General features: G+C 62.3%; 9 protein-coding genes and 1 pseudogene. 3 read left to right on the top strand and 7 right to left on the bottom strand.

What is annotated here, in order from left to right; translation table 11 throughout:
- Positions 1–57: 57 nt before the first annotated feature.
- Both WJU18_RS00885 and WJU18_RS00880 read right to left on the bottom strand, forming a co-directional pair.
- Positions 58–1,383, bottom strand: coding sequence for an extracellular solute-binding protein (locus WJU18_RS00885; protein ID WP_423458298.1), 1,326 nt, complete (start codon positions 1,381–1,383; stop codon positions 58–60).
- A 212-nt stretch (positions 1,384–1,595) separates the two neighbouring features.
- On the bottom strand, positions 1,596–1,895 hold the full coding sequence (locus tag WJU18_RS00880) for an NIPSNAP family protein (protein WP_423458297.1): 300 nt from the start codon (positions 1,893–1,895) through the stop codon (positions 1,596–1,598).
- 136 nt (positions 1,896–2,031) lie between these two features.
- Between WJU18_RS00880 and WJU18_RS00875 the strand changes: the two genes are divergently transcribed.
- Entirely contained in the window at positions 2,032–2,769 is a 738-nt protein-coding gene (locus tag WJU18_RS00875; RefSeq protein WP_423458296.1) for a TetR/AcrR family transcriptional regulator, read from the top strand.
- 35 nt (positions 2,770–2,804) lie between these two features.
- Here WJU18_RS00875 and WJU18_RS00870 read toward each other — a convergent pair whose 3' ends face one another.
- The 5 genes and pseudogenes from WJU18_RS00870 to wecB form a co-directional block, all read right to left on the bottom strand.
- Positions 2,805–3,632, bottom strand: a complete 828-nt coding sequence (locus tag WJU18_RS00870) for a hypothetical protein (protein ID WP_423460906.1) — start codon at positions 3,630–3,632, stop codon at positions 2,805–2,807.
- 32 nt (positions 3,633–3,664) lie between these two features.
- Positions 3,665–5,416, bottom strand: a complete 1,752-nt coding sequence (locus WJU18_RS00865) for a DUF2334 domain-containing protein (protein WP_423458295.1) — start codon at positions 5,414–5,416, stop codon at positions 3,665–3,667.
- 33 nt (positions 5,417–5,449) lie between these two features.
- Positions 5,450–7,632: pseudogene (locus WJU18_RS00860) on the bottom strand (NfrA family protein).
- Positions 7,633–7,738: 106 nt separating this feature from the next.
- Positions 7,739–9,955, bottom strand: a complete 2,217-nt coding sequence (gene nrfB, locus WJU18_RS00855) for a cyclic di-3',5'-guanylate-activated glycosyltransferase NrfB (RefSeq protein ID WP_423458294.1) — start codon at positions 9,953–9,955, stop codon at positions 7,739–7,741.
- Positions 9,942–11,123 carry a non-hydrolyzing UDP-N-acetylglucosamine 2-epimerase gene (wecB, locus tag WJU18_RS00850; RefSeq protein WP_423458293.1) on the bottom strand — a complete coding sequence of 394 codons (1,182 nt, stop codon included), beginning with the start codon at positions 11,121–11,123 and terminating at the stop codon, positions 9,942–9,944. The genes nrfB and wecB overlap by 14 nt, the downstream gene beginning before the upstream one ends.
- A 672-nt stretch (positions 11,124–11,795) precedes the next feature.
- Between wecB and WJU18_RS00845 the strand changes: the two genes are divergently transcribed.
- Positions 11,796–12,338, top strand: coding sequence for a YfiR family protein (locus WJU18_RS00845; protein WP_423458292.1), 543 nt, complete (start codon positions 11,796–11,798; stop codon positions 12,336–12,338).
- Positions 12,335–13,558: a diguanylate cyclase domain-containing protein gene (locus WJU18_RS00840; RefSeq protein ID WP_423458291.1), complete on the top strand. Its 1,224-nt coding sequence runs from the start codon at positions 12,335–12,337 to the stop codon at positions 13,556–13,558. The genes WJU18_RS00845 and WJU18_RS00840 overlap by 4 nt, the downstream gene beginning before the upstream one ends.
- The last annotated feature ends 26 nt before the right edge of the window (positions 13,559–13,584 follow it).

Genomic DNA, 13,584 nt, shown 5'->3' with positions numbered 1-13,584 from the left:
GAAGTTGAGGAAATGGTGTCCGAAGATGAGCCGCGCTTCGCGCAGCCCAGCGCTGCATTACGACTTGCGCATGTCGTTCCACGCTTCCGAGGATTTCTTCAGCGCGTCCGCGACCGAAGCCTTGCCCAGCACGGCCGATTGCCATGCGGTCCCGTTCACCTCGTCCCACTCGCCGAACCAGCGGGCGATCACGTCCTTCTTGCGCACCAGCTTCTGTTGCGCCTCGTACATGGAGAGATCCGAGTATTTGGCGTAGTTCGCCTGGATCTCCGGGTCCTTGAAGAGCTCTTTGACGCCGAAGCCCGACCCCAGGTCATTGAAGAGCAGCTTCTGGAACTGATACTTGCCGTCGGCTTTGCCGCCGAACCACTCGATCAGTTTCACCGCATTGGCCGCACGGTTCTTGTCTGCCGCGGCTTGCGCCGTCATGCCGTGAAAGCGCATCCAGCCCACGGTCATGTTGGAGCCTCCGCGCCCGGCTGGCATAAGCGCCTGCTTGACGCGACCCGCGATAGCGGATTGTTTCGGATCGTTCAAGGTACGGATCCGGTAGCGGCTCAGCAGCGCGAATGCATGGTTGCCTGAACCGAAGGATTTCAGGCCGTTGAGCTCTCCCGTCTCGACGCAGGCGGGGGAAATGATCTTGTGCTTCTGCACGGCGTCGACGATCCATTGCAGAGCCTGCTGTGCACCCTTCTTCGGATCAGCCATCACGGCTGCCCCGTTGTCGTCCGTGAAGCGTCCGCCATTGGAATACACCATCGCGGTCAGGAATTCGATCAGCCAGCTCTCGCGTGCCATCGAGAACATCATTGGATACTCCGACAGGCCCGCCCCCTTGATCTTGAGCGATTGCTGCACCAGTTCGTCCCAGGTCTTCGGAGGCTCCTTGATACCAGCCTTCTTGAGCATCTCGGCGTCATAGAAGAAGGCCATGTAGTCGGAGTAGTAGGTCAGCCCGTATTGCTTGCCCTTGTACTGCATGGATTGGGTGCAGAAGTCGTCGGCATCGGCGTTGTACTTCATCAACTGCGGATAGTTGTTGATGGGCGCAATCCATCCGGCATCGGCCCATTCGGGCAGCCAACTGTCGGAGACCCAAAGCACATCCATGGGCGCCTTGCCCACGAACTTCGTGACCATGGCCTCGCGGTACTGGGCCCAAGGCGCGTTGCTGTAGTTGACCTTCAGCCCCATCTTGGCTTCGAACGCCGTGAGGTGGCTCTTGACCAAGTCAACCGCGGCAGACCAGGAATACAGGTTGATCGGCGCGCCTTGGGCCAAGGCATCCACTGAAAGCGCGCCCGATGAGGCCGCCCCCGCCGCTGCTGCGTACTTGAGGAAATCACGGCGACTGGTGTCGCTGGTCCAGATCTGGCTCATCGATAACGCTCCCTTAGCTTGATGCGCGCGGCAAACAAATGGTCTGCCCCGAACTGCGCCCGCGAGGCTCACAGCCCGCCAGCCCCTGCTGGCGATCCGAGCCACGTCTTATTGTTGACTTGAATTTCACATATCGTCAAGTGACGATATTGGTGCGAGGCCGCCAAAAATGGTGCACGGCGCAGGAGAGGCGCGTAAGCGACTCAGGGAGGTCATTTCAGCGGAGAAAACGCAGCAGGGTTCAAGAACACGCTCTCTTGATGCACCAGATAGGGCAGCATCGCGGGCACAAATGACTGCCATTCCGGATCCTGGGCAAGCTTGGCTCTCTGGCTCGTGCGGTGCCCGAAATCCTCATAGGCCCAAATAAACACCGTGGAGTTCAGCACGCCGGACTCCTTGACCCAGCAACCCACCAGGCTGGCGTAGCGCGTAATGATGTGCAGGCCCTTCTCCTGGTAGAAATTCAGGAACTCTCCGGCCTTGCCCGGAGCCACCTGGTATGTGCGCATTTCGTAGATCACAAGCGACCTTTCAACATGGAAGAATTCGATACCTTCAATTTTATATCTTCATTTGACGATATATATTTTGAAGGTAAAGTGGCTGATGTGTCCAGATGGGCTGGCAATATCGGCCTCACACCTCATGAAAGCAAAGTCAGATCTCCTCGCCACCAAGCGGCAGACATCGGTCCAGCCCCGCCCGGCCCAGGCCAGCAAGCGCCGGCCCACCTCGCGCCTGCCAGCCGCCGAGCGCAAGGCGCAGATCCTGGCAAAAGCTTTCGAGTTCTTCTCGGAATACGGGTTGACAGCACAGACCCGCGCGCTTGCCGATGCCTGCGGCGTGTCGCAACGCCTGCTCTACAGCGTGTTTCCCAGCAAGGCCGCACTGATCGACGCGGTCTATGAAGCCAATATCGCCGGCCCATTCAAGGCCGTCTGGCTGGTCAAGCTCCGGGACCGGAGCATTCCGCTCCAGCAGCGGTTGCTGTCGTTCTACCAAGAGTACTACGATGGCGTCCTGACCAGAAAATGGCTGCGCCTATTCCTCTATGCCTCGCTGGCCGAAGTGGAAATGGCCCCAGCCTATATTTCCGCGGTCATCAGGACCTTGCTGGAGACCATCGTTGATGAAACGGCGGCCGATGCCGGAATCGCGCCTCCCAAGGAGGCGGACATGAGGCAGGAAATCGGTTGGCTGCTTCACGGCAACCTATCCCACCTCGCGATCCGGCGTCACGTATACAGAAACTCGACATCCGTGGACGTAGGATCGGCCATACGGCTTCACGTATCGGCCTATCTCGCTGCCGCGCCAATGCTGTTCAAGCAATATGCCGAGGATTCTTCCCGCCCGCACCGGCTCCCCGCGAAAACGCCTTGAACAAGCGCCAGAGGTAAAAGCCGTTTCCAGAGGATTTATCCGACACCGCTGGCGGCCAGATCGGCTGTCAGTGCGTCGTGCAGATAGTGCGGACCGTCGAAAGCGAAAATCGGCCAGCCTTGGTACGCATCTATCTGAGGCAGCAACTCCTCGGCTGTGGCGCTGCGGAAACCGCCCTCCGGCGCCGGGCGGAAAGCCTCCGCGATGGCCTGCACACGGGCATGCCCCAGACGTGCGCTCAGCACCCGCAGATACTCGCGTGCCACCGCCGGTGTACGGGCGTGCACACCAACGCCGTCCTGAAAAAACACGCCCACGTGGGCAGGCACATAGCGTTCGATCCAGTCAGCCAGCGCCTGCGGGCCCAGGTTGGCGCTGTCGTAAGCGCTGATCCATAGCGGACGGGGGAGCCCCTCCAGTACGTCCGTCAATATGCCCGGAGTCGTCCATGTAGGATCGATCTCCACGGGAAAATACCATCCGCTGATACGCAGCGGCAGCGATGCGGCGGCGGCCACAAGACGATGAGACTGCGCGGCCAGACCGGCAAGGCTTGCGCGGGCATCGGCTTCAGCATGCATACCGGCCAACCCCAGGATCACCTCGCGCGCCCAGGGCTCGCCGGCAATGCGGCTCCAGTCTGGCAGCTCAGCCCCGACCGGCGGCAGGCCGCCTTCCGGGACGAAACTCCGGCCATCGACCGCTGTCCACTGCACCAGCAAGCGATGGATTCCCAGGTCCTGCCAGGGTCCGCGAGGGCGCAAAGTGCTGTTGCTGGGCTGCCAGACCATGCCGGGCAGGTGGCGCACAGACATCGGAGCGGACAGCGCCGCGCAACCCGCTGCGGCACAAGGCAGCGCCATGGCAGCAACCAGGGCCCGGCGGCGCGTGAAACTCACTGCGGCGCAGCCAGCCTGCCAGGCGACGTCCAGCTGTAGCCCATGGCGGTCAAGCCTTCCACGATTTCGGTCAGGTCGCGATAGCCTCGGCCGTCGTAGGCGCCAGAGGGCACCATGAGAAACGGATGGACAAAGAACGAGGCAAAGCCATCTCGCACGGCCAGCAGGTATCTGGCATTCTCCAGCAACTCCTTCGAGGTCAATTCCTCGTCCGCACCGAACTCGAAGTACTGCAGGTTGCCCATGGTTTCCGGCAGCACCCGAAGCCCATAGATGTCCCGTTCCATGATGTAGGGTGCGAACTGGTCGACACCGAAATCGGCGCCCATGCCAGGCGTGAGGTTCGGATGGTCGGATGTGTAATACATATGCCGCTGGTAGGCGGTTTGATAGATCTGTTCCACCGCGCGCAATGTCGAAGGCGAGCCGACATAGTGCGGGGTTTCCCAAGCCACGGGCAGGTAACCCAGATCGAGCATCTGCCGCAAGCCGGCGTTGATCCGGTCACGCGCCCAGGGAACGGAGTCGCCAGGCAGGGGTTTGTCGTCGACCATGTCCCAGAACTCGTAATCAATCCCGCTGGCGCCTGAGAAGTTGTTGATCATGTTCTCGTACTGGTGCGTGGTGCCGTGCTGCAGGATTTCACCGCCGCGCGCCAGGGCGTAATCCAGCGCCAACCGCAAGTTGGTCGCCTGGGCCATGGGAATGTCCGTGGGCACGCCCGCGCTCTGCGAGCCGTAGGGATCCTTGTAATGAGGAATGACAGCCAACGAGAACGGAACGCCCTTGCTGTAGAGATAGTCGACCGTCTTCTTGAACGCTTCCGGATTGACCTTGGCGTCGATGTCTTCAAGGCGCACCATGGCCCGGTGGTTCTCGGTGTGGTCGATGCCCAGCATGTCGTGCAGCAGGTCGGAAAACACCACGTAGCGGTCGCGCGGGGTGTAATAGTTGAAGGGCAGGTCGGCGACAAACCAGAAGTTGCCCGATTGCACCACATAAGGCGCCGACTCCCGTGTCGCCGGGTTGGAGATGACCGCGTGCACCCGTGCCCTGGCAGGGTCGGTGACCTTGGTCACGAACATGGCTGGATCGGCCTCCACCACGCCGTTCACCACTGTGGCGCTCTTCTCGAATGCCATGTTCTTGTAGTGCACGGTGCTGAAGAAGCTGGGCGCCGTGCCGGGCGGCGCCGGTCCGGGATCGAACGCGCGGCCCCCTTCCGTGGCGATCCCCAGGCGGCTCTGGAAACCGGCTCCTTCGAAGTCCGCCAATTGCTGCAGGTTGTCGCGCACCCAGATCACGCGCTGGGAGGTGGTGGCAACGTCCTCCAGGAAGGCCTCAGGCAGTTCGCTTTCCGAGGCCCAGCCAATATAGAAAGTGGCCTGGTAACCATTGATGGCGGCCTTGCGGTACTGCCCCATGGGCATGGCTTCCACGGCGGCATCGAAATGCCCGAGCAAGTTGCGCACCAGGATACTGTAGGCAGCACCCAGCTTGGCGTATTCGTCGTTCTCCGGCTCGTCATAGAGCACCAGGACACGCGGTCCGGTGGGTGCGGCGCGCACCGGCGCAGGCAATGACGCGATCGCCGGCCGCTTCACAGGCTCGCTCGTGCCGAAGGGAGGTTGTGTGCCCGAACCGCCATCGGGCGGCTGGTAGAACGGATCACTGCCGCCACCGCAAGCCGCCAGCATGGCGGTGCAAAGCCCCAGGACGAATAACTGTAGTTGCTGGATTTTCACCATGATCTTCCCCAAAAATCCGCTCGCGCCGCCGGCTCAATAAACCAGTGAGGCTCGCAAGAACACACCCTTGCCCCGCTCGTCGCCCAGTAACCGGGCACGGTATTGCAAAGAGAGGTCCAGGTAGGAGCGGGGTGCGTTGTAGCGGTCCTCTCTGAACCAATAGCGCACGCCAATGCCAAGGCCCGCGCCGGCAGCCCCGTTGTAGCCGGCGGAGGTGCGCTGGGAGTTGTAGTCCACACCCAGCACCGCATGCGGGAACAGCACCAGGCGTGAATCAGCGTCACTCACGCGAAAGCTGCGGCCCGCCTGCGCCTCGAACGTCGCGTAGTTCTGCCTGCGCTGCAGGAAGCGGCCCGCCTCTGCGTAGACGTTGAGCGTGGTCCAGTTCGGCACATCGACGCGCAGATCAGTGCCTGTCCCCCCGAGTATCCGGCGCGCAGCAGCCAGTCGTTGATGGACAGGGAACCAATGCGTATGCGCCGCTCGGCCGACAGAACGAAGTTATGGTTGCTGAAAGGCTTGGCCCTGATGCCAAGAGCCCCTTGCGTAGTGGCGCCGCCGGTCGGCCCATCCTGACGGCTGTAGACGGTCTGCGCCAAGCCGCCATACAGCTCCCAGAAGCGGCCGTCCCCGAATTTCCGGGGGCGCCAGAACGCCTCGCCCACCACCTGAGCCACGTCGCCATAGAGCCCGGGCTGCGCCGAGACGGAGCCTGGTGAGATGCCGCGGTAGCCCAGCAGTGCGTTGGCGCCCCAGGCGCGCGTGCGGTCAGCCACTTCGCGCCGCGTGGAGAAGAGCTCTTGTGGCGTCAGCTTGATTTCGTGGCGCTCCGCCGCGTCGATGGCATCCTGGAAATACTCAACTGCCTGGTCGTTCTTGGCCAGCCGGCTCGCGGTGTAGGCGCCATCGCGCCACGAAGAGGCAGGCAAGCTGCCTTTCGCGCGTGCCCGGTTGAACACGGCCAGCGCGGTACGGTCGTCGCCCACACGGGTGGCCAGATAGGCCAGATCAGGGTCGGCGCTGCCCTGCAGGCCGGGGGCTTCGATGGCGGCGGCAAACACGCTGGCGGCTTTCTCGCGCTCGCCCAGTTGCAGCCACAAATCGACCTCGCTGGGCAGAGACAGGCCGCCCGCCTGCAGTGCCGCCCGGGCATCGGTGGCGGCGGCCTCGTCTTGGCCAAGATCATGGCGCAGGCGGCTGCGCAAGGCCAGCACCTCAGAGGCATCCGTGCGCTTTTGCAGAATCTGCTCCGCTTCCTGTAGCGCCTGGTCCACATGCCCCCCGGCCGCCAGCGCTTGCAGGCGCAGCAGCAGGTAGGGAAGGTGAGCGGCGTTGCGCTGCGCGGCCTCTTCGGCTTTCCGTGCCGCCAGATCGTAGTCCCGCGCCGAGTACGCCTGATAGGCCTGCTGCGCGGCTTCGCTCGCCACCTCCAGATTCTTGTAGGCCGCGCGTTGCCGCGCCTGCTCCCGCTGGGCCTGCCACACCGGGTCGGATTGCAAGGACACTACGCGTGACTCCGCCGCCGCCGCATAGGATTCGGCCTCGTCAAGATGGCCGTTCTCGATCAGCAGATAGACCAGCAGGCGCTGGTAATCCGGGTGCTCCGGTTCGGCCTGCGCGGCCTGGCGCGCCCATGGCAAGGCGGCCGCGGCATCGCCCCGCGCCATCGCGGCATAGGCTTGGCGGGCCGGTTCATAGCCTGGGCGGGCCGGCGTTGCTGGTGCGGCTTCTTCGGTCTTTGCGGGCTCGGCGGCCTTTGCGGTTTTGACGGGCGCCCGGGATGGGCGGGCAGCCGCACGTGGTGTGGCGGCGCTCACACGGGGTTGCTCGCCTGGCTTTCTCTGCGCGGCTTCAGAAGGAGGCTCAGAGGCGGGGCTGGGTCCGGGTGCTGCGGCCAATGGCGAGGCAGGCGCCATGGGTGGTGCCGCAGGTGGTACTGCTGGCGCACTGGCGATGGTGGCGCCTTGCAGATCACGCAAGGCTGCGCCAAGGCGCGGCTCGCCCGGCGTGCGGCGCAGTTGTGCCTTCAACACCTCCTCCGCCCGCGCGGGCTGCCCGAAGCGGCGATAGGCATCGGCCAAATACAGCGCAATCGCCGTGTTCTCTGGCGCTACCCGCTGAGCGGCCTGCAGTTCGGTGATGGCGCGCGGGCCATCGCCTCGCGCCATGGCCTCCAGGGCCTTGTCGATCCGCGGGTAGAGCTGAAAGCGCTGCATGGGACTGAGGCCGGGGCCAAGATCCACCGTTTGCGCCAGGGCGCCAAACGAGGCCAGCGCCATGGCAAGAACGAAGGGCTGGTATATGAACTTCATCAGGGAACCTCTATGCAAAGGCACGCATGCCCGGCGGCGCATCCACCCGGCGCAGCAGTTGCGCCATGGAAACCTGAAGACGGCTCTGAAGCTGAAGGGCCTCGTCCAGAGCGGCCTGCGTCAGCACGCCTTGCTGAGTCAAGAAAGCGCCCAGGCTGAGGTCGGTTTTCTCCTGCCGCAGCAAAAGCGCCCCTAGCACCGCCGGATCGATACGGCCAACCGCCAGCAATATGTCGCCCAGCAGCAACTGCCGCGACACATAGTGGGACCAGAGCGACGGCGCTTCGTCAGGCGCGATCCGGTTTTGCCGCGTGGCCAGCTGCAGCAGCTCATGCGCCGGCTCCGTCTCGCGGCGCGCATACAGGCGCCGCAACTCGACAGTGACTTCCCCCTTGGGCACGATCACGTAACGTACAGGACGGCCCAGCTTGCGCTCCAGGGCGGCCATGGAAACCGGATCGATGTTGGACTCGCTGGCCAGCACCAGAGCAGCCTGCTCCTCATACCAAGGCACGATGCTGTAGCGGAGCGCGACCGCCGCAGGAACCTTCGCAGCCAGATGGCTTCCGATCTCGGAGTCCGCCATGCTGTCCCACGTCACGCCGCCCTGCTCGGCGACGGCGGCGGCCAGTTGTTCGGTCGTGATGATGTTCTGGTGCACCAGGGCACTGCCCAGCCGCAGGCCGCGGATGGGATTTTGCAAGGCCTGCTGCAGCTGCGCCTCTGTCAGCGCGCCCTGCCCGATGAGGATCTGTCCCAACGGACGGTGCTTGCGGGGCCCGCTGCCCAGGATGGGGAAATCGTGATCGGTCTTGGCCCAGGCCATGCGCCGGATATCCTTGGCCCGCAGGGCTTGCGCCACCGCGCGCCAGTTGGCCAGGAAGTTCACCAGGTTGCCCCATACCAGCCGCGGCAGCGACATCAGACCCTGCACGATGCCGTAGTAGCTCGTGACGAAAAAGACGCGCTGCACCATGCGGTTGAGCATCAGCACGAAGTTGGCCGCCAGCAACGCGAAGAACCACCATTCACCTTCGAAGATCGAGAGAAACTTGTAGCTGTCCGGCACGAAGCGCTGATACAGCCAGATGGCGATAAGCTGCAGGGCCAGCAATGTGGCCAGGAAGCTGGCGAAGTTGGTGATCACACCCTTGCGGTCGCGCCACAGAAAGTAATTCAGCGCACCGCTCTTGGTCCATTTGAGGGTACGAAAGCCCTGGATGACGATGCCGGTGATCCAGCGTGATTTCTGGCGCACCGCGGCGTTGAGGGTGTTAGGAAAATACTCTCGCACCGAAACCACGCTGGCCTCACGCATGCTGCGCCCGAACCGGTGACCGGCATTGGCGGCCAGCTTCGGGTCTTGCACCGGAAAGCGCACGAACACTTCGCGCATGCCCAATTGCTTGAGGCGAAAACCGATGTCGTAGTCCTCGGTCAGGCTTTGCGTATCGAAGGCGATGCCGTCGCCTTGCTCCAGAAGCGCCACGATGGCCCGCCGGCTGAAGCAGGTGCCCACGCCGGCGCTAGGCACCTGGCCGACCAGAGCTTCACGCACCACGATGTCCTTGGCATGCAGCTCGGCGAACTCGTCCAGGTAATGCCCGCCGGTAAGATCAGCCAGCGGGCGCTCCAGCGGATAGACCGGCAACTGGATCAGGTCCTTGCGTTCGGCCAGATAGTTGAAAAGCCGCAGCTCCTGGCTGGACAGCACGTCTTCGGAGTCGTGTAGCACGAAGCCGGCAAATTGCACGCCTGATCGCTGCTCGAACTGCAAAATGGCATCCAGCACATTGTTGAGGCAATCCGCCTTGCTGGTGGGCCCGGGACGTGCGCAAACAACCGAATGCACATTGGGAAAGCGCACCCGCACCTCCTCCACTTCGGCGTGGGTCTGCGGATCGTTCGGATAGGTGCCGATGAAGATGTGGTAGTTCTCGTAGTCCAGCGTGGTCGCCGCGAGCTGCGCCATCTTGCCGATGACGCCATGCTCCTGCCAGGCAGGCACCATGATCGCCAGCGGCTTTTCGTCCACCTCGTACAGCGCCTTCGGGTCCATGGGCTTGTGACGCGAATACACCGTGAGAGCGCGCCAGATGCGGCGCACCCAATAGACGATGTCGATGAACAGATCGTCCAGGCCGCTGATGAAGACGACAATCGCCAACGTCACCGCAATGGCTTTCAGCACATAGAGATAGGCGGTGAAAATCTCAAGCCATGCCATGAATGGCCTCTCTTTCAGCTGCTTGCGAGGCAGATACCCTGGCTGGCTTCAGCAGTTGGTACAGGCGCTGGACGATCTGCTGCGAGGCCGTGCCATCGCCGAACGGATTCCCGCCAGCCTGCATGCGCCGGTAGGCGGCCTCATCGGTCATCAGGCGGCGCACCGCGTGGACAATCGCGGCACGGTCGGCGCCGACCAGCTCGGCACAACCGGCATCGATGACTTCCGGCCGCTCGGTTTCATCGCGCAGCACCAGCAGCGGCACCTTGAATGTGGGCGCTTCTTCCTGCAAGCCGCCCGAGTCGGTCAGCACCAGCCAGGCATCGGCCAGAGCCTGCTGCATGGCCAGGTAATCCAGCGGAGCCGTCAGCGTCACGTTGGGCAGATGGCCCAGAAGACGATGCACCGGCTCCTGCACCACGGGATTCAGGTGAACCGGAAACAGTATGGGCAGGCCGGGGTACTCGCGCGCGACATCGGCAATGGCGGCACAGATGTTGTCGACGTCCGAGCCCCAGTTCTCGCGCCGGTGCATCGTGACCAAAATGTGGCCGCGTCCCTGCGCACGGCGGTGGATGCCGTGATGCTCACACGCCCACAACTGAGCATCCACGACCGTGTTACCTGTCACCGCGATGTTTCTCGCGGCAACCCCTTCACGCTCCAGCGCCTGCGCTGCGCGCTGGGTGGGCGCGAGATGAAGATTGGCGATGCGGCCGATCATCTGCCGCAGTCCCTCTTCGGGGAATGGGCGGCGCAGGTTGTAGGTCCGCAGGCCGGCCTCGACGTGCGCCACCGGCACGCCATGGTAGAAACCTGCAAGGGCGCCCTGGAACGCGCTTTCCGTGTCGCCCTGGACGACGACCACACCCCATTTTTCCTGTGCCAGCACAGTCTCCAGCTGAACGCGGCAGCCGACGCTGAATTCCGCCAGCGAACTGCCCTGGCGTTGCAGGACATGGTCTGGCCGGATATCGAAGCACTCCAGCATCTGCGCAGCCATGTCGCCATGCTGGCCTGTGTGCACCCATGCGGGCCGGGCCCAGCCTGATTGCTGCAGGGCGTGATACAGAGGGCCCAGCTTGATGATCTCGGGCCGGGTACCCGACACCATGAGAACGGGAACGGCATTCGACTCGAACGAACCCTGGATGGCGGCCGTATTCATCGCAACACTCCTTACGCGCTATGCAGCAGCCCACCTATGCCTTGGGGCACTGCAAAATTTCAAATGAATGGCGCAGCGCGCCTGTGGGCCCAGTTTTGGTTCGCCCAGACTTCGAGCCGCTCGGACGGATCAGATTTGCGCTGGTGTGCCGCACAAAAGATCCGAGGGCAATTAATTAAAACATCAAGTTGCTCAGATCAAGTTGCATATATAGCAATTAGTGCGCCAACTATTTCACATTCATCGCATTTAAAACCAGCTCAACTGCGAGGAAAACATTTCATCACCCCAAAGATCCACTATCCTTTTAGGTGAAAAATTGTTTATTTAAATCAACTGGTTACATTTTCTTTTCGTAGTGAATTTTCATTCATTTGAATCCGAGAAAGCAGATGAATTACACAACTACGCACAAGAACTCGCATAAGCCATAAATCGTGAACAAGCTTTAGATGGAAAACCACTGGAAGCTTTGTTTTTTTGCAGGCCATCGATGGAGTTAATCAAGGATTCATTTTGGGTAGTGCTTCCGTCTGGTTTTCTCCAGCAGCAAGATAGGTATCGCTATTGGTGTCCCACAGAAACCAGCGGCCCAGCGCATTCGGAGAGGGCCTTCCGTTGATCATTGGCAGAAGAAATCCGTGCCGGAGACTTCTCTGCGGTAGAGCAGGCATGTGGCTGTGGTTGGTGGCCGCAGGCATGCCGCTGCTCGGAAGCCCTGCGCATGCCGACGAAAAAACAAGCACCGGCGAGCGGGCCGAGGCTGTGGCACGCGTGGTGCACGGCATCCTCAGCTATACCCACTGGCCTGATGGACGCGCCTCCGTGCGCATGTGCGTGCTGGGGCCTACCGAATACGCGGACGAACTCCTGGCGAATTCCTCCCAGGACATCGGCCGCCGCAGGATGGAAGTGCTGCGCATCACCTCCGATCTCGCTCAGGAAGCGCTGCCGGCATGCGATGGTCTCTACCTGGGCCGCGTCGACGCTCAAGCCTTGCGCGCATTGACAGCCCCCATCAAGGACCGTCCGATGTTGACGATCAGCGAGGACGTGGAACTGTGCCGCATCGGGGTCATGTTTTGTCTCAGATTCGACAGTGAGCGCGCTGGCTTCGAGATGAATCTCGATTCAGTAGCCCGCAGCGGACTGAAAATCAGCCCCAAAGTGCTCTACCTGGCCGGCCAGAAGTCCTCCTTGAGGGCCCTTCCATGACCGGCACAGACTCCTTGCGGGACGTGATCCGCGGCTCTCACCTGCGCATGGCGTGGACAGCCATCCTCCTCGCGGGATCATTGCTCCTGTCGGTGGGAGCCACCGTGCTGTGGCTCTACCTGGGCAACAATCTTCAGCTGCTGGCGCGGACTTTGTCCTACACCATCGAAGCTTCGCTTGTCTTTCGCGACAACGGTGAGGCGGATCGCGTGCTCAAGGATGTCCTTGCAAACGAGGGAGTCGCTCGCGCGCAAGTGTTCGACAACCATGACAAGCTCTTTGCGCAATGGTCTCCGTACAAGCCTCCCGTCTCTGCCCGCGTTGGAGAACGGCTTGCCCGGGCGGTCGGCCTGCCGCATGGCGTGGCACTTGTAAAACTGGAGGATCAGGTCGTCGGCAAGATTGTGCTCACCAGCGACGGCGTGGGTTTGATGCAATTCTTTGGTGCTGGTATCGTGGTCCTGGGGGTGTGCCTGGGGGTCAGCGGCTATGCGGGACTGCGGCAGTCGCGCCGCATCCTGACCGATATCGTCGAACCGTTGCAGGATCTCGCCTCGGTGGCCAGTGCCGTCCGGCATGACCGCCTGATGGATAAGCGGGTGCCCCTGGCACGCATGGCGGAACTCAGGACGCTGGGGGAGCACTTCAACGCACTGCTGGCGGAATTGCAGGCGCGCCAGCAGCGTTTGCGGCAGGAAAACTCCGTGCTGAGTGAGCAGGCCTTGAGAGATGGTCTCACGGGGCTTGCCAATCGCTTGTTTCTCGAACAAAGGTTGCAGCAGGGGATCGCCGACGTGGCGGGCAAGGGGCAAGGCCTTGCCCTGCTGTACATAGATGTGAACCGGCTCAAGGAAATGAATGATGGGTGGGGACATGCCGCAGGGGATACGCTGCTCAAGGAAGTGGCCAGGCGTCTCCAGGCCCATGTGCGCGTGGACGACCTGGTGGCTCGCCTCGGCGGCGACGAGTTTGCCGTGCTGCTCCACCCCATCCGGAGCAAGGATGCGGCCGACACTGTGACCAGGAAGATCCTGGCAGGCATGGAAGAGCCGCTGGTACTGGATGGAGGTGAAATGTTCTTTCCCTCGGTCAGCATCGGTGCGGCGGTCTTCCCCGAGGATGGCATGACCATGCAGGAACTTCTGCAGCATGCCGACCAAACCATGTACCAGCACAAGGCGCAGCATCGGGATAGCTACGCCGCGATACAGGAGGTGTAGATCATGAGCGCAATGGGGTGGAAACG

The organism is Ottowia sp. VDI28, assembly GCF_049532675.1.
Lineage (GTDB): Bacteria > Pseudomonadota > Gammaproteobacteria > Burkholderiales > Burkholderiaceae_C > Ottowia.
This window is presented reverse-complemented; position numbering and strand designations above follow the sequence as displayed.